We start from the raw sequence: 20,501 nt of genomic DNA on the forward strand, positions 1-20,501 counted from the left end.
TATAGACCTAGTCAAGAAGATCCTCATAGGCTTTATTGGTATACCCCTTCAATTCATTCCACGGCAAGGTACTTGGCGCGGGGCGTGGCTCGATACTAATTTTATTCCAGGCTAAGCCATCTAGAGAGCCCGTTTCAATCAGGCGCGGTAATTGCAATTTTTCATCCCACAATACGCGAGTGTATTGGGTAGCATTCGTGCGCTCGTACCATTTGCTCCCAGTGGGTGCGGGCTTATTGAGTACATTCATTTTTTTCAGCGCACTACGGTCTAGCAAATACGCGGCGTGCTCCCATGAGCCATCAAAGCCCAATGAGCCATATTCACTATCGCGCGGAGAAATAATGGTTTTATTTTCCGCCCGGACAAAACGCAGACTAGGCTGCCCTTTGGCATTCAAACTAATCCACTTGGCGGCCAGCACAAAATTGGTGTCGTGCTTATGTTGGTGATCGCCAGGCTGGTGTGTATGCGCGGGTGTACCGACCGGCAACATACGCACCGTCCAGACCGTTTTATCATCCCGAATAAAACGCTCTTGAAATTTGGTTTGCTTTTCTACCCCTTCAGAAGTCAAAACCTTGCTTTCAAAGGTCATTACTGCAGACTGCACAGCGGCTAAGGCATTTACGCTCGCCACGGAAAACAGTAGCGGAGCAAGCCATTGCATACATCGTTTCATATCATTCGCTTTATAACAAAACCCTACCCGCTTACGCAGGTAGGGTTGATCTAACTAATTCACCAAAATTAGAAGCCAAATGCACTCTTCATTAAGGTAAATACTTTGGTATTGTCGATCGTACCTTTGAAGGTTTTCGACGCAGCACCAGCGCCGGTAGCAAACAACATCACGTCACCGCCACCATGCGTCTCGCTGGATAACTTAACACCGGTTTCTTGTAGATAATCATCATGCAAGACCTGCGTTGCGTCTGCGCTACCCTCGATCAGGTTGGTACGTACCGGTTTACGGTTCGGGCCATTACCAAACACCAGCGTGGTGTAATTGTTGCCATACACGTCTTTTAACTCAGCGCCAGTTTTGTAGTCCTTCACGGTACCGAGGATGTTGCTGCCACGCTTACCGTAACCATTGAAAGTCATGGTGTGATCATGGTCAGCAGTCACAACGATCAAGGTATTTTTCAGGCCTGGATCGCGTTTTTGCATTTCATCCAAAGCAGCTTTGATTGCGTTATCAAACGCAATCGCGTCTTCCAGCACGCGTTTAGCATTGGTGCCGTGCAAAGCATGGTCAATACGGCCACCTTCCACCATCAGGAAGAAACCTTCCGGTTTTTTGCCCAATACATCAATCGCTTTGAGCGTCATCGCTGACAAACTTGGCTCGTTGATGTTTTTCTTTGTGCGATCTAGCTCATATTCCAGATGGCTTTTATTGAAGAGCCCCAACAATTTGTTGGTGTTTTTGCCATCAATCGCCGCCAGCTCAGTGCCAGTTGCAGCAAAGGTGTAACCCTTGGCCTTCATTTCTGCGACCAAATCACGGCCATCTGTCCGTTTGCCGCCAGCCGCAGTTGGCTTGAAGAAATTCAAACCACCACCCATCAATACATCCAGACCATCACCGAGCTTGGTGTTATAACCAACACCGCCAACAGCCGCTTGCGCTGCAATCGTGTTCTCTGCATCACGATGGCAAATATGCGCATAAGTTGCGGCTGGTGTAGCGTGAGTTACGCTCGTGGTGGTAATAGAACCAACCGCTTTACCTTTTGCTTTGGCCAATTCAAGAATGGTATCAACCGGCTGACCATTACCCGTAGCTGGGCAATTGCTATCCGCGCCAGTAGGCTTGATCGCCTTGGTATCCGATGACATCGACAACACTTCGTTATTCATTTTCACGCCGGTCATGTAGGCCGCCATTGAAGGCGCTGAGTCGGTCGTTTGTGCATCGTTTGAATAGGTTTTTACGCGAGCTGTACGGGTTTTACCGTCCAGCTTTTCCATATTCAACTCGCCTTCTTCCTTGTATTTGTAGATACGTGCAGCGGTAACAGTGGTCGGGCCCATACCATCACCGAGGAAGAAGATAACATTTTTCGCTTCACCAGCGGCAAGCGCAGGAGTCGCAACTGACGCAAAGGCAGACACCATAACGGCAGCAATTAAAGTTTTTTTCATGATTTTTCCCAAAATTCCAATTAATCGCAGCGCTTACAGGCCAACCGCAGCGCGAATCAGCGAAAAGACTTTGGTGTTGTCGATTACACCAGCAAACGAGTCTGCATTTTTGCCCATGGCACCCAAGAACACGTTGGTACCACCGTGCGTTTCACTACCGGCGCCCACTTGAATCACCGCTTCTTGGTGGTAGGTATTAGCAAATACAGCTGCATCAGTCAGTGCCGCGAAGGATTTACGATCACCATTGGCGCGATTTTCACCATTACCGAATCCGATAATCGTATACGGCATGCCATCGCTATCTTTAGCGATTGAGCCATCGGTGTAGTTACGTAGCAGGCCCAATACGCCAGGGTTTGCGCTGGATGATTTGCCTGTACGAGCCGCGTAGCCGTTCAGCACCAAGGTGTGATCATGGTCAGCAGTCACTACGATCAGAGTATTTTTCAGCTCAGGATCGGTTTTCTTCACTTCTGCAATTGCAGCTTTGATCGCATTATCGAAGGCTACAGCGTCCTGCAGGGCTTTCTTCGCGGTGGTTTCATGCAAGGCGTGATCGATACGCCCGCCTTCTACCATCAAGAACATCCCTTTACTATTTTTTTGCAGGCCTTGAATCGCTTTTACCGCCATTTCAGCCAAGCTTGGCTCTTTGCTTGGATCACGATCCAAGTCATAGCTCATGTGGCTAGAGCTAAATAAACCAAACATTTTCTTAGCTGTTTTTGGGTCTAGCTTATCGAATTCAGCTTTATTACTCGCGAAGCTGTAATCATTGCCCTTCATTTCTGCAATCAGATCACGGCCGTCTGTGCGTTTACCACCCGCGCTAGTCGGTTTGAAGAATTGGCTACCACCGCCGAAGACCACATCGACACCATCAATCAGCTTGTCGTTGTAACCCATGCCGTCACCAGCAGGTACCAATTGCGCAGCAATGGTATTTTCTGCATCACGGTGACATACGTGAGCATAGGTCGCTGCTGGGGTTGCATGCGTTACGCGCGTCGTGGTCACCACACCTGTCGCCAGACCAGCAGCTTTGGCCAGCTCCAACATGGTTGTTACAGGCTTGCCATTATTGCTGCCACAGTTGCTAGTTAAGTCTTTGGTTGGATCTTTCGCTACCGTTTCTGGCGTCATTGAGATGACTTCATTATTCATCTTCACGCCAGTCATGTACGCCGCCATGGATGGCGCTGAATCAGTAACTTGAGCATCGTTAGAATAGGTTTTAACGAATGCGGTTTCTGGCAATTGATCCATCGTCAATTCGCCGTCTTCACCGACCGAGTAAATCCGCGCCGCCGTCATGGTGGTCAGGCCCATACCGTCACCCAAGAAGAACAGAATATTCTTCGGTGCAGCAGCCGTTGAAGTTGTGGTATTGGTAGACGTCGATGTTGAAGTCGAAGTTTGTGTCGCCCCAGAGCCACCACCGCCACATGCGGTCAGAGCTAAAGAGACAGCTGAACATAAAAGTAGTTTTTTCATTGGAACCTCCCTAAAGGTGAGCGCAGCATAGGGAGGCAACATGACAAAACGAAGTCATGCCAATTACATTATGAGGAAACTTTTAATTCAACCAGAAAAACAAGCACTTAAGAGATGCTAGGGAAAACACCTAACCAACCACAGTCCGCACCTGCAAATGAACGCGATCTGTGATCGCATGATATTCATTTTGATAGGTATTTCCGCACCGCCGCATTATGCTCATCTAGGGTATTAGAAAATTGGCTAGACCCATCACCTCTTGCGACAAAATACAGGGCGGAGGTATCTGCAGGTTGCACCGCTGCGCGCAGCGCGGCCTCCCCCACCATGGCAATTGGCGTTGGCGTCAGGCCATTGCGAGTATAGGTGTTATACGGGGTGTCGGTTTTTAGATGCGCTTTGGTAATGTCGCCGGTAAACGCCTCACCCACACCATAAATCACCGCAGGATCTGTTTGCAAGCGCATCCCAAGCTTGAGCCGATTAATAAATACCCCAGCAACCATTGGGCGATCACTGGCACGCCCTGTTTCTTTTTCGACCAGCGAAGCCAAAATTAATACTTCATACGGGTCTTTCAGCGGTAAGCCTTCTTTGCGCTGTGCCCACGTTTCATCCAGCTTTTTTTGCAACAATCGATTGGCGCGCGCCAAAAGTTTCAGATCCGAGCTACCCGCCTCGATCTGATAGGTTTCAGGGAAAAACAGCCCCTCAGGCGAGCTGGCCGTGATACCCAACTGCGCCAAAATTTCGGCATCGCTAAGCTTGGCGCTATCGTGCTTGAGTTGCGGATGGGCATTCAAAGCCTTACGCACATCGCGCCAGTTCCAGCCCTCGACAATCGTCACCATCAGCTCGTCCGTATCGCCTTTGGCCAGTTTGCGCAATAACAGCCACGGAGAAATATCGGCAGTAATACGATAACGCCCAGCTTTCAATTGAGTGTCTTTACCGCTGACGCGTGCCAACCAAGTAAACAACGGTGCCGAATCGATCGCGCCCTGCTCTTTCAATTGATTGGCCAAACTCTGCACCGAGCCGGGCTGTAGCACGACAGCTCCCGCGGCGGGTTTGGGTTGAGGTTCGGTGGACCAGCTATAAAACCAAGCCGCCCCAAGCCCAATCCCCATAGCCAAAATCAAAACTGCAAAACCAAGCATACGGCCCCAGACCGATGGGGCGGCTTTACTAGTTTTCGTTGTTTTTGTATTACGCTTCGTCGCCACTATGTTCTATACCTTGCTGCATTTTTTCAGCTTGTTTCACTGCATAAAATTTTTGCACATTCGCCAGCTCGCGTGATCGAAACATCGGCGGCAGGCTACGCCAGATCATTTTGCCGTATTGTTTCTCAACCAGCCGGGTATCCGCAATCATCAAGATCCCAATATCGGTTTCATCACGAATCAACCGCCCCGCGCCCTGCTTGAGCGTGATCGTCGCGTTCGGCAGTTGATAATCCATAAACGGGCTACGCCCAGCTTTGGTGATTTGCTCCATCCGCGCCGACAACACCGGATCATCCGGTGGCGAGAACGGCAACTTATCGATCACGACCAAGGATAATTGTTCCCCGCGTACGTCGATGCCTTCCCAAAACGTCTGGCTAGCGACCAAAATCGCGTTCGGTGCGCGGCGAAATTGATCAAGTAATTCAGTGCGCGATGTCGTGCCTTGCAAAAACACCGGCCAATCAAGATTGGCGTCTTTCAATTTCTCCAGCACCAGCTCGTGCGCTTCGCACATGGCTTTTAGGCTGGTAAACAGCAAGAAAGCATGGCCTTGGGTGGACTGCAACAACGGCCAGGCTTTTTCGACCACAGCCTGGGTATAGCCTGGTGTATTAGGGCTGGGCATGTCTTGCGGCACATACAGTACCGCTTGTTGCTTGTAATCGAAGGGGCTATCCCACGTGGCCGTTTCGGCTTTCCACAGTCCTAATTCGTGCTGAAAATGGGTAAATTGATTATTCACCGCCAGCGTGGCCGAGGCAAAAATCCACGCCCGTGGATTCATATTGATTTGTTTCTGGAATAAATCGGCGATATTGAGCGGCGTGACGTGCAGTAGAAAGCTGTGCTGCGTCACGTCGATCCAGTGCACCGTATCCTTGCTGTCTTCTTCGAGCCAATGATCGAGCAGCGTGAGCATTTCGGACGCGCGTTGCTGGCACTTTTCCAGCCCTTCGGCGCGCTCGGCCTGTTTGGCGAGCAATTGCGCCACGGTTTTGAGCTTGTCCTGCATCACGCTCAATTGAGTGAAAAATCCCCCAAAGCGCTCTTTGAGTTCATGTTGCGGCAAGCGCAGCGGCTCTTTAAACACCAGTCGCACGTCTTTAGCAGCTTTTTCCAACGCCTCGGCGGCGTTGGGTAATTCGATAAAATCTTTGGCGACGACCAAAGCTTCGGCGCGCGCGTCGCGCGCTAATTCAACCACTTGGCCGCTGGTCAGCGTATCGCCAAAAAACAGGCTCGCAACTTCCGGCAATTGGTGCGCCTCGTCGAAAATCACCGTATTGCACGCCGGTAGCAATTCGCCCGCCCCCTCGTCACGCAGCCAAACATCGGCAAAAAACAGATGGTGATTGACCACCACCACGTCGGCTTCCTGCGCCTCGCGCCGCGCTTTGAGGACGAAACATTCTTTGTGGCTCGGGCAATCTTGGCCGAGGCAATTATCGCGCGTGCTGGTCACGTGCGACCAGATCGGCGCATCTTCGGGCACGCCTTGGCAAGACGCTTTATCGCCCGATTGCGTGCTGGCCGCGTAGCGTTTGACCTTTTGCAAATCAACCACGTCTTCGCGGCGCATAAAGCGCCCTTCATGCTCGGCACGCTCCAGATGATAGTGGCAAACGTAGTTGGAGCGACCTTTCAGCAGCGCCACCGTTACCGGCACTTTTAAGACATCGCGCACGCTCGGAATATCGCGGTTAAACAGCTGATCTTGCAGCGTTTTGGTGCCGGTCGACACGATCGTTTTACCGCCCGACAGCAACGCAGGCACTAAATAGGCAAAAGTTTTACCTGTGCCCGTGCCCGCCTCGGCAATCAGCTGGCCGTGCTCATCAATGGCCTTGGCCACCGCCTGCGCCATTTCCAGCTGCGGCTGGCGCAATTTATAGCCGGGGAAAGCCACAGAAAACGGGCCATCGTTGGCAAAAGCTTCTTCAAGAGTCATGACGTACACTCGTTCTAGATTCGCCATTGTAACAGCGCCCTTTCATCGCTGCGCATCTTGGCACGCAATTGCGCTTATTTGCGATTAAATGCCCAATACCTATAGTGATCAAAACGGCGATGCGAAGGGGTGCCCAGTGATCGAAAGCAATAAACCATTCAATCTGGTGCGTTTTTTCTTCATTCTTTCATTACTGATGATGCTCACGGCAACCTTGGGCATGGCTTTTTATTTGCGAGAAAACACCAGCTCACAACTATTGCGGCTGGAAAAAGCCCGCGCCTCGTCACTGGTACAGGTTTTTGAAAACTCATTATGGGCTCGCTTTAAACCTTTAACTGAGCTTCAGCCCACTGGCGAGCAATTACGAGCGCGCGTTCAGGCCGAGCACCTGCATGATGCCGTGGTGAAATTAATGCGCGGCACCGACGTGATCAAGCTTAAGGTTTACAACTTGCAAGGCATCACCGTGTTCTCTACCGATGCCAAGCAAATTGGCGAAAAGGAAGACGATAATGATGGTTTTAAATCTGCGCTCGCCAATTTGGCGGTGAGCGAATTAGCGCACAAACACAGTTTTGATTCTTTCGAGCGCGTCTTGGTGGATCGCGATGTCATTTCGACTTATGTGCCAGTTCATGGCGCGAACGAAACCGTGGAAGGCGTACTGGAAATTTATTTAGATGCCACGCCTTTCGTTAGCGAGTCTGCCGCACAACTCGCATGGATTGCGCTCACGGTCTGCTTGGCCATGCTCACCTTATTTGCGGCTCAATTATTAGTCGTTCGCCACGCGGGAAAAATCATTCGGAAACAAGCGAATGCGCTGGCACAAGCCAATCAAGAATTAGATCAACGCGTGGCCGCACGCACGTCAGAGCTAGAACAAGCCAATCAACAGCTCGAGGCCGAAATCATCGAGCGACGCAATGCCGAGCAACGATTGGATGATTTGGCACACCACGACCCCCTCACGCAACTAGCTAATCGCTTGCTATTTACCGAGCGCCTGGCCAGATTGCTGGCGGGGATGGATTCAATGTCGCACAAGATCGCGCTGTTGTTTATTGATCTGGATCGCTTTAAAGATGTGAACGATACCCTTGGCCATTTTGTCGGAGATCAACTGCTAGTGGCCGTCACCGAACGGCTCATCCGCCATGTAGGACCAAACGATACGCTAGCTAGGCTTGGCGGCGACGAGTTTGTTTATATTGTGTCTGCGCTTTCCGATCAGGAGCATGTCAACCAACGCGCCACCGAGTTATTAAGTTTGTTTGTGCAGCCATTTGAGCTGCAGGGCAATATCATTTATTTATCAGCCAGCATCGGCATTAGCTACGCCCCTGAGGACGGGCATGATGTTGATACGCTGGTTCGCAATGCTGATATTGCGATGTATCAAGCTAAAGCCGCAGGTAGAAATCGCTTTCAGCGCTATACCCGTCAAATGTCAGCCGCGGCAGAAGAGCGGGTATTGTTAGAGCGCTATCTACGCCATGCCATCGAATTCAAAGAGCTGGAAGTACATTTTCAAGCCAAGGTGGATTCAGGCAGCGGGCAACTGGTAGGAGCCGAAGCGCTCGCACGCTGGCATAGCCCCGCGTTGGGTATGGTCGCACCGATTCGTTTTATTCCTATCGCCGAAGAGTCAGGCTTGATCGTTGCGCTGGGCGAATTAATTCTGGAGCAAACCTGCCAACAATTGCAGCAATGGCGTACGACAGGATTCGACGTGCCTTGCGTGTCGGTCAATGTATCGGTCAAGCAATTAGAGCTGGCAGACTTCCCACACCATTTGGCAGCACTGTTACACCGCTATCAATTACCAGCCAGCGCACTCGAGCTGGAAATCACTGAAAGTGTCATTATGGCCGTTGATAACGCCATCGACACCCTGAATGCCATACGTGCACTGGGCGTCAAATTATCGATCGACGATTTTGGCACAGGCTATTCTTCCCTCGCCTACCTCAAACAATTGCCAGTGCAGGTTTTGAAGATCGATCGGGCCTTTGTGTTGGGGATAGGCAATGGGCAAGATAATGAAGCCATTATCCGCACCATCATCGGTTTGGCTACTAGTCTGGGGCTAAGTACCGTCGCCGAAGGCGTTGAGCTACAAGAGCAAATTGACTTCCTATACGCTGAGGGCTGCCAAACGATACAGGGCTATTTTTATAGCAAACCGCTTAATCCAATCGCTTTTCAGCAGCAATGGCGCAGCCTCAATCCAGCCAGCCCGCAAACACAAGCGCAGATTTAACGCTGGCCACAGCATGCGATCAATGACGATCGCATGCCTTTTTACACCGCCCAATTAAACCCAATCACATCCATCCCGAGCACACCGAGTTCAATACTCTGGTGCAGCGGTGTCACGGTAGGCGCATCCCCCGCCGCCGCGCGCGCGATGAGTAGCGGTAGGAAATGCTCGGGCGTTGGATGCGCACGACGGGCGTGGCGTAGCTGGTTTTGCCAATCAGCCCAAAATTCTTTACCTTGGGTATTAAGCGCTAGATAGCTATCGGCAATGAACTCAGACGCATACTGCTCTACCGTATATTCTCCCACCGCTGACTGCATCCTACTGAACGCATCGCGCAAATTGTGCGTAATGCTACCGGAGGTAATCAGCAGCACATCATCGGGTAGCAATTTATTCAGCTTTTCACCTAAAGCCCAATGCGCCGCATTGTCCATCGTGTGCGACAGCGAAATCGTAATCAGCGGCACATCGGCGTTGGGGTAAATGAGTTTGAGCGGCACCCATGCGCCATGATCGATTGCTGGATCGTCGCTCACAGCAACCTGTTCCCCTAAATCTGCCAAACCCTGCGCAATCATCATCGCCAAGGCCGGATCACCGTTGGGGCGATATTGCATCTGGTACAGCTCGGCAGGAAAACCGCCAAAATCATGCCACTCCTGCCAGTTAGCCGCCGTACCGACCACCGTTTGGCGCGCGATATTGTGCGCCGAGATCAACACAATCGCGCGCGGCCGTGGCATGGTTTGGCCCAATTGCGCAAAAAAGTGCCGCGCCGGAATATCATCAATCACCAAAGTCGGCGCGCCGTGGCTAATAAAAAGACTGCGTAGTTTGCGCATCATTTGCTCCGTTTCGTTTTATTCAATGATACGGGCAAGGCCAAAGCTGTGCGGCGAAGAGATTTGAAGCAGTTGTGCAAAATGGCTGAATGCTTTGGGCGCTGCTACAACGCTACGGGTATGCAACAAGCGCTCCTAGCGATGGATTCCGTTAAACTATGTCAGAGGCTGGAATCGCCCCAGGCTGTGTAAAAACGCTTCAACACTCGACCGGTATAATTCTTGGAACTCCCCGCCAAGGATGATTCTATGCCCAGATTCATTGCAGGTGAAAGCAGAACCCAAACATTGCTGTTGCCTGAATGCTTGGAAGATTATGTCAGCGCGGACAACCCCGTCCGAGTTGTTGACCAGTTCGTAGAATACCTAGATTTAAAGGCACTCGGTTTCGATGGGGTAGAGCCAGAAGCCACTGGCCGCCCAGCCTACCATCCCAGCACGATGCTCAAGCTGTATATCTACGGTTACCTCAACCGAATCCAATCCAGCCGTCGCCTGGAACGTGAAGCCCACCGGAATCTGGAGCTGATTTGGCTCACTGCTCGCTTAATGCCTGACTTTAAAACCATCGCCAATTTCCGCAAAGATAATGGGCCTGCGATTTGTAAGGTCTGCGGGCAGTTTGTTCAGCTATGTCGACAACTCAGTTTATTTAGTAACGCCATTGTGGCAATTGATGGCAGCAAGTTCAAAGCCGTTAATCATCGCGACCGCAACTACACCAACAACAAACTCGCTAAGCAACGCGAGCAAATCGAAGCCAATATTGCTAGTTACCTGCGGGAGATGGAAATTGCAGACCGGCAACAGCCCGATATTGCAGAAGCCAAGGTCGCGCGCTTGAAGGACAAGCTGGCACGACTGAAGTCGCAGATGGCCCGCTTGGATGAGGTCGAGGCTCAACTCGCCAAGACGCCAGACAAACAGATTTCACTCACCGACCCAGATGCCCGTTCTATGGCGACCAGCGGCCGTGGCAGTGGTGTTGTGGGTTATAACGTGCAAACCGTTGTCGATGCCAAGCACCATTTAATTATTGCGCATCAGGTCACTAATCAAGGGCATGACCGTACGCAGCTGGCCAATATGGCCCAACAAGCCAAAGCAGTCCTCGCACAAGAAACACTAGAGGTGGTCGCAGACCGAGGTTATTACAACGGTGATGAAATACTGGCGTGCGAACAAGCGGGCATTACGGTGTTGGTGCCGAAGCCGCAAACCTCAGGCGCTAAAGCAGATGGGCGCTTTGGCAAAGATGAATTCCACTATGACCCAGTTCGCGATGAATATGTCTGCCCAGGCAATAGCCGACTCATTCATCGTTTTGTGAGCTTGGAAGCTGGGCGCTATATGAGCCGGTATTGGAGTTCTGACTGCCCACGTTGCCCGCTCAAAACCAAATGTACACCGAGTGATTACCGGCGCGTCAGTCGCTGGGAGCATGAGGCCATACTGGAAAAAGCGCAGCAGCGGCTGGAATTGCAACCAGATGCAATGCGTGTTCGACGGCAGACCGTCGAGCATCCCTTTGGGACGCTAAAAGCCTGGATGGGGGCAACGCATTTCCTAATGAAGACCTTGAAGCACGTCAGTACAGAGATGAGCTTGCACATACTCGCGTATAACATGAAGCGAGTAATGAAAATAATGGGAAATCAAGCAATGTTGGCGGCAATGAAGGGCTAAAAGGCCTATTATTTGCTGTTTTTAGCGGTGTTATTCATGAAGTTTTACGTTTACTTCGAGCAACGCGAGCGTGATTCAAATTGGTTAGGCAAAATAAGCCTCGTCGGAGTTGGCGTTTTTACACAGCCTGGGCCGAATGCGGCCTGTGAACCACATCATGTTTGAAACAAGCCCATAAACGCAATAACAGCCAGCTTTCGACCCAGGCTGTGTAAAAACGCTTCAACACTCGACCGGTATAATTCTTGGAACTCCCCGCCAAGGATGATTCTATGCCCAGATTCATTGCAGGTGAAAGCAGAACCCAAACATTGCTGTTGCCTGAATGCTTGGAAGATTATGTCAGCGCGGACAACCCCGTCCGAGTTGTTGACCAGTTCGTAGAATACCTAGATTTAAAGGCACTCGGTTTCGATGGGGTAGAGCCAGAAGCCACTGGCCGCCCAGCCTACCATCCCAGCACGATGCTCAAGCTGTATATCTACGGTTACCTCAACCGAATCCAATCCAGCCGTCGCCTGGAACGTGAAGCCCACCGGAATCTGGAGCTGATTTGGCTCACTGCTCGCTTAATGCCTGACTTTAAAACCATCGCCAATTTCCGCAAAGATAATGGGCCTGCGATTTGTAAGGTCTGCGGGCAGTTTGTTCAGCTATGTCGACAACTCAGTTTATTTAGTAACGCCATTGTGGCAATTGATGGCAGCAAGTTCAAAGCCGTTAATCATCGCGACCGCAACTACACCAACAACAAACTCGCTAAGCAACGCGAGCAAATCGAAGCCAATATTGCTAGTTACCTGCGGGAGATGGAAATTGCAGACCGGCAACAGCCCGATATTGCAGAAGCCAAGGTCGCGCGCTTGAAGGACAAGCTGGCACGACTGAAGTCGCAGATGGCCCGCTTGGATGAGGTCGAGGCTCAACTCGCCAAGACGCCAGACAAACAGATTTCACTCACCGACCCAGATGCCCGTTCTATGGCGACCAGCGGCCGTGGCAGTGGTGTTGTGGGTTATAACGTGCAAACCGTTGTCGATGCCAAGCACCATTTAATTATTGCGCATCAGGTCACTAATCAAGGGCATGACCGTACGCAGCTGGCCAATATGGCCCAACAAGCCAAAGCAGTCCTCGCACAAGAAACACTAGAGGTGGTCGCAGACCGAGGTTATTACAACGGTGATGAAATACTGGCGTGCGAACAAGCGGGCATTACGGTGTTGGTGCCGAAGCCGCAAACCTCAGGCGCTAAAGCAGATGGGCGCTTTGGCAAAGATGAATTCCACTATGACCCAGTTCGCGATGAATATGTCTGCCCAGGCAATAGCCGACTCATTCATCGTTTTGTGAGCTTGGAAGCTGGGCGCTATATGAGCCGGTATTGGAGTTCTGACTGCCCACGTTGCCCGCTCAAAACCAAATGTACACCGAGTGATTACCGGCGCGTCAGTCGCTGGGAGCATGAGGCCATACTGGAAAAAGCGCAGCAGCGGCTGGAATTGCAACCAGATGCAATGCGTGTTCGACGGCAGACCGTCGAGCATCCCTTTGGGACGCTAAAAGCCTGGATGGGGGCAACGCATTTCCTAATGAAGACCTTGAAGCACGTCAGTACAGAGATGAGCTTGCACATACTCGCGTATAACATGAAGCGAGTAATGAAAATAATGGGAAATCAAGCAATGTTGGCGGCAATGAAGGGCTAAAAGGCCTATTATTTGCTGTTTTTAGCGGTGTTATTCATGAAGTTTTACGTTTACTTCGAGCAACGCGAGCGTGATTCAAATTGGTTAGGCAAAATAAGCCTCGTCGGAGTTGGCGTTTTTACACAGCCTGGGCCAATAGCGGAAGAATGTTGCGCTTATTTATGTCGAAAAAAGTGTCGGCAGCCATTTGGAAGTACAACATGGCAGGCTTAACTTGTTGTAATAAGCCTCAGTCGATTAGGATTAGGCCTCGATGAGTCAGGTCTTAATAGTCAAGTTAGGGATTTGGAGAAAACATGCAACATACTCTTTATGAATCAAATATCTTTGTAAGAGCGATTTATTGCTTATGTTTATTATTTATTTGCCTTGCTCTTTTAAGTGGCCTTACTAACTTAATTTCAATGTTAGCAAAACCAGCTCAGCTAGGCCTAATGAATATCATTGTTGGATTAGTACCAAACTTAACTACAGCAATAATGTTTTTCTTAGTGGCGTTTAGATTTTTTGGGGTGCTAATTGGCAAGTTCAAACTTAATGTTATTTCAACTTCTCGTAGTCTTAATATTCTTCGAATTATTGCCATTATTCTTATGGCCTTAAGTGTGCTGCCTTGGCTAATTTCTTTAATTGGTGCTCTAGCTGTTCATGGCGCTGATGGTGTAGGTTTTGTATTTCTTCTAGGTAATACAGGTGGAGGTGCAATTTTAGGGGTTCTACTGTTCGAGGCTTCACGTCTATTTGAAAGAGAACTGTTAATTGACTCTCAGCTCGGTAGGTTGAACTAAATGAAACTCAGCAAACGTTTACCGCGATTGTTGGGCTTCGCCAGCTCTGCACCAACCTATAAATTCAGTTTCCGCTTTGGGTCGCAAGCAGCCTACTGCTCCGCAATCAAGCGCCCCAAACGCTTCATCGCCACTTCAAAATCATCATTCCACTGTCCGCCAAAATTAAGCCGCATACAGTTTTGAAACTGGCGGCAGGCGGAGAAGATCGGGCCGGGGGCGATGCTGATGCCTTGTTCGGCGGCTTGGCGGTGGAGGCGTAGCGTGTCAAAACCGGCGGCAAATTCCAGCCAGACAAAATAGCCGCCTTGCGGGCGCGAGACGCGTACGTCGGGCGGGAAGTGGCGGCGGATCGCATCGAGCATCAGCGTCAGTTGCGATTCGAGCGTGTGGCGCAGTTTGCGCAGATGTTTATCAAATGCGCCGGTTTGCAGGTAGTCGGCAATCGCCACTTGCGCCGGTACGCTGGCCGATAGCGTCGTCATCAGTTTGAGTTGCTCGACTTGCCGCGCAAAACGCCCGGGCGACACCCAGCCGATGCGATAACCGGGCGCGAGGCATTTGGAAAACGAGCTGCAATGCATCACCCAGCCGTCTGTATCAAACGCTTTGGCGGGCAGCGGCTGGCGCGCGCCAAAGTACAGCTCGCCATATACATCGTCTTCAATCAGCGGAATCTGCCGCGCGCTGAGCATTTGCACCAGCCGCTGCTTTTTTTGCTCGCTCATGCTGACGCCCATCGGGTTTTGGAATGAGGTCATCAACCAGCAGGCTTTGACCGGATGCTGATCAAGCAGGCTTTCAAACGCGTCCAGATCCAATCCGTCTTGCGCGCTAACGGGGATTTCGAGCGCGCGCATTTTCAGCCGCTCGATCGCTTGCAGCGGCGCGTAAAAGCCCGGAGATTCAATCGTGATCAAATCACCCGGCTGCGCGACGGCGGCAAGGCACAGGTTCAGCGCTTCGAGCGCACCATTGGTGATGATGATGTTTTCCGGCGCTTGCGGCATGCCGAGGCCGAGATAGCGCAGCGCAATTTGCTGGCGCAAAGCCAAGTGGCCGGGCGGCAAGCTGGCGACAGTTTCCCACGGATCGATAAAGCGCGCACTGCTCGCCAGCGATTTGGCCAAGCGCGGTAGCGGGAAATGTTTGGGCGACGGAAAAGCCGAGCCCAGCGGCAGAATATTGCGATCTTGCACAGCTCCCAAGATGGCAAACACCAATTGGCTAATATCGACTTGCGCCGGTTGCGGCGCAGCGCTGCTGGCTTGCGGCATCGCGTGCTGATTTATCCCGAGCACAAAATAGCCCGAACGCTCACGCGCACGCACGAGGCCACGGTCTTCTAGCCGATGATAGGCCTCAAACACGGTGGATGCGCTGACCTGATGTTGCGCGCGCAATTTGCGCACCGATGGCAATTTGCTGCCCGCAGGGATCGTGCCAGTGCGAATATCGGCGGCAATGAGTTCGGCCAGCGCTTCGTAGCGCTTCATATCAGTCCTTCATAGCGTTTCATAACAGTCCTTCGTAGTGCTTCGCAGCAAACCTGATCAATTGATCAATCTGATCCGGTATTTGATTCGTTTTCTGATTCTGTTCTGCTTTTGGGCAGTATCGCATACTCAGCTGCATTTCAGTCCATCTTCGGCTAGGTCAGCGCCATGAACAACTCAGCATCTCAGTCCGCAGCGCAAAGCAGCGATGTACAAACCATCCATTTTCATTCGCAGAAAAAAATCTACCCGCGCTGGGTGACGGGCTACTTTAATAATTGGCGGATTTTCTTTGTCGTTGCGACGCAATTGTTTTTTTATGGCGTGCCGTGGCTTGAAATCAATGGCCGCCAAGCACTGTTATTCGATATCGCTAACAGCAAATTTTATATTTTTGGCCTCGTATTTCTGCCGCAAGATTTTATTTATCTGATGGCCTTGCTGCTGGTGTCGGCATTCGGGCTGTTTGTGTGGACTGCAATTGGCGGGCGGCTGTGGTGCGGGTACGCCTGTCCGCAAACGGTGTATACCGAGATTTTTTTGTGGATAGAGAAATGGACCGAGGGCGATCGATCGGCGCGGATTAAACTCGATCAAGCGCCACTCTCTGCCCGTAAAATCGGCATTAAAACGCTGAAACACAGCATCTGGATTGCCTTGTCGCTGTGGACGGGGCTGACCTTTGTCGCCTACTTCACGCCGATGAGCGAGCTACAAAGCAGTTTTGCGACATTGAGCATGGGGCCGTGGGATACGTTCTGGATTTTGTTTTACGGCCTAGCTACCTACGGCAACGCCGGTTGGCTGCGCGAGCAAGTGTGCCAGCATATGTGCCCGTACTCGCGCTTTCAAAGCACGATGTTTGATAAAGACACGCTGATCATCAGCTACGACACTCGTCGCGGCGAGCCACGTGGCGCGCGCTCGATGGGCAGCGATTACCAATTGCAAGGGCTAGGCGAATGCGTGTCGTGCACGCTGTGCGTGCAAGTCTGCCCCGTTGGCATCGATATTCGCGATGGCCTGCAATATGAGTGTATAGGCTGTACCGCGTGTATCGACGCCTGCGATCAAGTAATGGATAAAGTAGGCTATCCGCGCGGTTTGATTCGCTATACCACGGCGAATGAGCTGGAAAACCCAGGCAAGAAAACGACGCTCGCCACGCGTTTGCGTCGCCCCCAAGTATTGCTGTTTGGCAGCATGCTGCTGGCGGTCATTGCCGCGAGCGCTTATTCGCTGCATACGCACCAGCCAATCAAAGCCAATATCATCCGCGAGCGTAATACCTTGGTGCGCGAATTAGCAAATGGCGAGCTGGAAAATGTTTACCGCGTGCAATTGCAAAATACCGCCGAGCAAAGCCGTAGCTTTAACTTGCAGGTCAGTGGCCTTCCCGGGTTGAGCTCTGAAATTGATCAAAATAGCCAACTCGCACTGAGCGGCACCGAAAGTCGGGAGTTTATCGTGCGCGTTAAAACGGCAGCAACGAATGCCAAAGCGGGCGCGCATCCAATTCAATTTCATCTTCGCGCTAGCGATGATACGCAAGTGCAAATTACTGAAGCGGCCACTTTCTTCGGGCGCTAGCCGGTGAATTTGAATATACCGCGCACAAAGACAGGTAGAGATAAAAAAACGCCCCGCTCAAGGCGGGGCTAGTAACTACAGGGAGAGATGAAACAAACTACACACTTGCATTGCACCACAGCCTTGCGGCGGAGTACGTTCAGTTTGGAGATCAATCACAAACTTACCCTAGCTTTGAGGGGCTCGCAGGCAGAAAGTTCAGCGCTCAATAAGAAAAAAAGCGGTATTTTTTACTTTTTATTGAAAAATAAGGTCTGACCACTCTGCCCTTGGCTAGCCTGACCCAGCCAATACAGAATGGCAGGCATAATTGCGCTAGTTTCGGGCAAAGTATCTTTGGATTCTGCTGGGTGCGTCGCCAGACGGAATGGCGATTGGATCGGGCCAGGCACCAACAAATTAATGCGCAAGTTGCTAAATTTGTCCCACTCGGAAGCGGCAATTTGCACCCAGTTTTGTTGTGCTGACTTGCTCACGCTAAAGCCACCCCAATATGCGCGGGGTTCAAAGCCGTGGCTTTCCCCTATCACCAACACCGCCGCATCCGGCGCAGTTTGCAATAGCGGCAGCAGCGCGCGCGTCATCGCAAAAGGCGCAGCGACGTTCACGCGGAACATATCTACCCATTCATCGAGCTTTTGATTCGTCAAAGGCGACAAATGATTAAAGCCATTAGCACAGTGCAAAATACCATCCAGGCGGCCAAACTCTTTTTGGATCAGCACCCCCATTTGCGTAAGTTCAGCCTCGCCCACTTTAGCCAAATCCATTGGAATAGCAGCGGGTTGCGGGCCGCCAATCGACTCGATTGCGTCGTAAGTGCGGCTCAGTTTCTTTTCATTGCGGCCGACCAAAATCACCGTTGCGCCGAGTTTGGCCAACTCCACCGCCGCCATCGCGCCGATGCCCTGCCCAGCGCCGGTCACCAAAATCACTCGATCCTGCATTGATTTGGCCTGTGCCTGATAGTTTTTCCAGCTTTCCATAAACCACCTCTATACAGTACTTGGTATTGCCATGTAGGTCAGTAAATATCTAACCTATAGCGACATACCCCTTATTGAAAATCTTGTAATACCGACCGTGCCGCTTTAATGCCGCTGCGCACTGCGCCTTCGAGTGTCGCAGGATATTCGCCGCGTGATTTTCCACTGATGGCAGCTAAACCCGCGGTGTAGTCGCCCGCTAAATACAAACCCGCTACGCCAGTACGATTGGTAGGGCGAACTAAATCAGGCGTACACGCAAACGTCGCACGTTTTTCGGTAATCACCTGCTGCTGCAACACCAGATCGGGCAAACCCAAGCGCTGATACAATTCGGCCTGCACCGCCAAGGCCAGGTCATCGTGGCTCAAGCCACTGTGCAAGCCTTGCGCTGAAATCACGACTGCAATCAGCCCCGCGCAGCCATGCGTTACACCCCGATCAAAGATCCATTGGGAATACGCATCCGACAGCCCCAGCATCGGCTGGCTGAGTTTCACCTCGGCTTCGTATTGCAAATACACGGTCACAATCGGTTGGTACGGCCATGCCGCAAGTTGCTGCGCCAGGGCGGTTGCTTGCTTGGAGTCGCTCAGCAATTTCGCAGCCTGATGCGGCGCGGTGGCGATCACCACAGCATCAAATGCTGCGTCTACACCATCAACATACCAAGCACCAGTATTGCCCACCAAACCTTTAATACGTTGACCTAACTGCAAATACCCACCTTTTTTCTGTACATAGCTCGCTGCAGGCGCGGGAAATAATTCAGTAAAGTCAACTTTGGGTAACATTAAATCGGATGCCGCGCGGCGACCGCCTAAGCTGTCACGCAGCACATTCAGCAGCACTTGCGCGCTCGCTAATTCCAGCGGGGTATTCAGAGCAGCCAAGGTCAGCGGTGCCCAAAAGCGGCTAATCAAGCTTTCCGGCTGGCGCTGAAATCGCAGCCACTCCGCGACGGTCACATTTTGTTTGAGCCGCCAACCCCGCCATTTCGCCACTTGAATCGTGCGAATCAACGCCCAGCGCTCACTCCAATTGAGTCCTTTGGCACGAAATAAACCGAGCGCCAAATGCAGCGGCGCGGGTAAGCGTGGGCATTCGAGCAAAAAATCAGGCTCACCGTTTTGTCCAACCGTCTGCAAACGCATCGGCTGACGCAAAAATGCTGCGTCCAAATCCACGCCACACTCGCGCATCAAGCGCAGCAATTCGCTGTACGCGCCGATGACCAGATGCTGACCATTATCGAGCGGCGCAGGTTTATTGGCGGTGTTGTGGGATGAGAGTGAAGCGCGCTCAACCCGCCGTGCGCGACCACCGAGCACTTTGCCCGCTTCGAACACGGTAACTGCTACGCCAGCCGCAGCCAGCTCAACCGCCGCCGCCATCCCCGCGTAGCCGCCGCCGATGATCGCGACGCGTTTACTGCTTGGATTTAAAGCAGTCATCGGCTTAGGCAAACCACCACGTTTTCCAAGCTAACCAAAGCTTGCGGATTGGAGTGAGTGAGGTGCGCTGGTTTAAGACTTTCTGTGCGCCGTCGAGACGAATTTCAGCCAAAGTCGCGCGGTAGATCGCAGCCATCACCAGACCCGTGCGTTGGTTTTTCTTATCGACTTCGGGCAACAGTTTCATCGCCTGCTCGTAGTATTGCTCGGCACGGTCGATCTGGAAATTCATCAGCGCTTTAAATTCGGCGGTTTCGCGGTAATTCAGAATGTCAGCGGCAGGCACATTAAAGCGTTGCAACTCGTCCACTGGCAGATAAATGCGACCACGGCGCGCGTCTTCACCGACATCTCGAATGATATTGGTCAGCTGAAATGCAATGCCCAAATCATGCGCGTATTTGAGCGTTTTGCGATCGGTGTAGCCAAAAATGCTGGCAGCCAATTGACCAACCACGCTGGCAACGCGGTAGCAATATAAGTGCAGATCTTTGAAGCTGTTGTAGCGCGCCTGATTTAGATCCATCTCCATGCCATCGATGATTTCCAAAAACAATTCGCGCGGTAAATCGTAGGCTTTGACTGCAGGCAACAGCGATTGCGTTACCGGATGCTGTGGCGCGCCAGCGTACATCTGGTCGACTTCATTGCGCCACCACGCCAATGTGGTGCGCGCCACGCCTTCGTCGGTGCATTCGTCGACCACATCGTCGACCTCACGACAGAAGGCGTACAAGGCGGTAATCGCAATGCGTTTTTCTGGGCTTAGAAAGCGAAAGCTGTAATAAAAACTCGAGCCACTTTTGGCCGCTTTGTCTTCGCAATATTGATCTGGAGTCACAGGACGTCT

General features: G+C 51.7%; 15 protein-coding genes. 5 read left to right on the forward strand and 10 right to left on the reverse strand.

The genetic code is table 11. From position 1 onward, the window contains the following. Positions 1-7: 7 nt before the first annotated feature. From HZU75_RS03535 to yoaA, 5 genes are all read right to left on the reverse strand, one after another. Entirely contained in the window at positions 8-670 is a 663-nt protein-coding gene (locus HZU75_RS03535) for a hypothetical protein (RefSeq protein WP_180307813.1), read from the reverse strand. Positions 671-750: 80 nt separating this feature from the next. Then, on the reverse strand, positions 751-2,151 hold the full coding sequence (locus HZU75_RS03540; RefSeq protein ID WP_180307814.1) for an alkaline phosphatase: 1,401 nt from the start codon (positions 2,149-2,151) through the stop codon (positions 751-753). Positions 2,152-2,184: 33 nt separating this feature from the next. After that, positions 2,185-3,648, reverse strand: coding sequence for an alkaline phosphatase (locus HZU75_RS03545; RefSeq protein WP_180307815.1), 1,464 nt, complete (start codon positions 3,646-3,648; stop codon positions 2,185-2,187). A 185-nt stretch (positions 3,649-3,833) separates the two neighbouring features. Then, positions 3,834-4,811, reverse strand: a complete 978-nt coding sequence (mltG, locus tag HZU75_RS03550) for an endolytic transglycosylase MltG (protein ID WP_180307816.1) — start codon at positions 4,809-4,811, stop codon at positions 3,834-3,836. Positions 4,812-4,860: 49 nt separating this feature from the next. After that, a complete protein-coding gene (gene yoaA / locus HZU75_RS03555) occupies positions 4,861-6,831 on the reverse strand; it encodes a DNA repair helicase YoaA (RefSeq protein ID WP_180307817.1) in 1,971 nt (656 codons plus the stop codon). An 88-nt stretch (positions 6,832-6,919) separates the two neighbouring features. Between yoaA and HZU75_RS03560 the strand changes: the two genes are divergently transcribed. Further along, positions 6,920-9,097 (forward strand): putative bifunctional diguanylate cyclase/phosphodiesterase, encoded by a 2,178-nt coding sequence (locus HZU75_RS03560; protein ID WP_180307818.1) that lies wholly within the window; start codon positions 6,920-6,922, stop codon positions 9,095-9,097. 41 nt (positions 9,098-9,138) lie between these two features. Here the strand turns inward: HZU75_RS03560 and HZU75_RS03565 are convergent, their stop codons facing one another. Beyond that, complete coding sequence (locus HZU75_RS03565) at positions 9,139-9,945, reverse strand: DODA-type extradiol aromatic ring-opening family dioxygenase (RefSeq protein ID WP_180307819.1); 807 nt, start codon at positions 9,943-9,945, stop codon at positions 9,139-9,141. Positions 9,946-10,191: 246 nt separating this feature from the next. Between HZU75_RS03565 and HZU75_RS03570 the strand changes: the two genes are divergently transcribed. The 3 genes from HZU75_RS03570 to HZU75_RS03580 all read left to right on the forward strand — a co-directional run bounded on the left by HZU75_RS03570 (position 10,192) and on the right by HZU75_RS03580 (position 14,125). Then, entirely contained in the window at positions 10,192-11,628 is a 1,437-nt protein-coding gene (locus HZU75_RS03570) for an IS1182 family transposase (RefSeq protein WP_180306236.1), read from the forward strand. A 272-nt stretch (positions 11,629-11,900) separates the two neighbouring features. Next, positions 11,901-13,337 carry an IS1182 family transposase gene (locus HZU75_RS03575; protein WP_180306236.1) on the forward strand — a complete coding sequence of 479 codons (1,437 nt, stop codon included), beginning with the start codon at positions 11,901-11,903 and terminating at the stop codon, positions 13,335-13,337. A gap of 296 nt (positions 13,338-13,633) precedes the next feature. Then, a complete protein-coding gene (locus tag HZU75_RS03580; protein WP_180307820.1) occupies positions 13,634-14,125 on the forward strand; it encodes a hypothetical protein in 492 nt (163 codons plus the stop codon). Positions 14,126-14,217: 92 nt separating this feature from the next. On the opposite strand, the gene HZU75_RS03585 is transcribed toward HZU75_RS03580, so the two are convergent. Beyond that, positions 14,218-15,621, reverse strand: a complete 1,404-nt coding sequence (locus HZU75_RS03585; RefSeq protein ID WP_180307821.1) for an aminotransferase-like domain-containing protein — start codon at positions 15,619-15,621, stop codon at positions 14,218-14,220. 168 nt (positions 15,622-15,789) lie between these two features. On the opposite strand from HZU75_RS03585, the gene ccoG reads away from it, so the two are divergent. After that, a complete protein-coding gene (gene ccoG / locus HZU75_RS03590) occupies positions 15,790-17,211 on the forward strand; it encodes a cytochrome c oxidase accessory protein CcoG (RefSeq protein ID WP_180307822.1) in 1,422 nt (473 codons plus the stop codon). Between the two features lie 230 nt (positions 17,212-17,441). On the opposite strand, the gene HZU75_RS03595 is transcribed toward ccoG, so the two are convergent. From HZU75_RS03595 to hpnD, 3 genes are all read right to left on the reverse strand, one after another. Continuing rightward, positions 17,442-18,197, reverse strand: coding sequence for an SDR family NAD(P)-dependent oxidoreductase (locus tag HZU75_RS03595; protein WP_180307823.1), 756 nt, complete (start codon positions 18,195-18,197; stop codon positions 17,442-17,444). Between the two features lie 71 nt (positions 18,198-18,268). Beyond that, positions 18,269-19,651 carry a hydroxysqualene dehydroxylase HpnE gene (gene hpnE, locus HZU75_RS03600; RefSeq protein ID WP_180307824.1) on the reverse strand — a complete coding sequence of 461 codons (1,383 nt, stop codon included), beginning with the start codon at positions 19,649-19,651 and terminating at the stop codon, positions 18,269-18,271. Between the two features lie 4 nt (positions 19,652-19,655). Further along, on the reverse strand, positions 19,656-20,492 hold the full coding sequence (gene hpnD / locus HZU75_RS03605; RefSeq protein ID WP_180307825.1) for a presqualene diphosphate synthase HpnD: 837 nt from the start codon (positions 20,490-20,492) through the stop codon (positions 19,656-19,658). Positions 20,493-20,501 lie beyond the last annotated feature (9 nt).

Origin of the sequence: Chitinibacter fontanus (assembly GCF_013423785.1) — a bacterium.
GTDB lineage: Bacteria > Pseudomonadota > Gammaproteobacteria > Burkholderiales > Chitinibacteraceae > Chitinibacter > Chitinibacter fontanus.